1 protein-coding gene is annotated in these 547 nt (G+C 46.4%); it reads right to left on the reverse strand.

Features of this window, described 5'->3' with window-relative positions; genetic code table 11:
- Positions 1 to 300: 300 nt before the first annotated feature.
- On the reverse strand, positions 301 to 547 hold a 247-nt coding region (locus ACB032_RS22110), incomplete at its 5' end, for a hypothetical protein (protein WP_371138779.1).

Consider the following 547-nt stretch of genomic DNA (forward strand, 5'->3'; position numbering starts at 1 on the left):
TGCCTCAACTGCCTCAACTGCCTCAACTGCCTCAACTGCCTCAACTGCCTCAACTGCCTCAACTGCCTCAACTGCCTCAACTGCCTCAACTGCCTCAACTGCCTCAACTGCTTACTCTTGATCGTGTAGTTCCTTATATAAGTAGGTATTCCTTATTATCGAATGATGATCTTCCATTCACCTGGTACAGAAAAGCCAGCCAGTGGTATAAGCTACTCGCAGAGGAGTGGCTAATTTAGCTCTGGATTTGGTGATTTCTGTGGATAAGTTTGTATAAAAGCTGTGCTTGGATATGAATAACTAAAAAAGTGCAGTTTTTTGCAATTTTATTGCATTTGCCCCCTTGCCAGCGTGATCAATCTCTCTATAATGCGCCCCATCGACACGGCAAGCGGCAACGCAAACAACCGGGTCGGTACCCTCGAAAAGCCTTTGAAAATAAGGCTTGACTCGAGAAGGCGGTTGAGTAGAATGCCACTCCCGCAGCAGCCAAAAGCTGCGTCGCTCTTTAACAATTTGAATCAAGCAATCTGTGTGGGCACTCACA

The organism is Aeromonas sp. S5(2024), assembly GCF_041403025.1.
Classification (GTDB): Bacteria; Pseudomonadota; Gammaproteobacteria; order Enterobacterales; family Aeromonadaceae; genus Aeromonas; species Aeromonas hydrophila.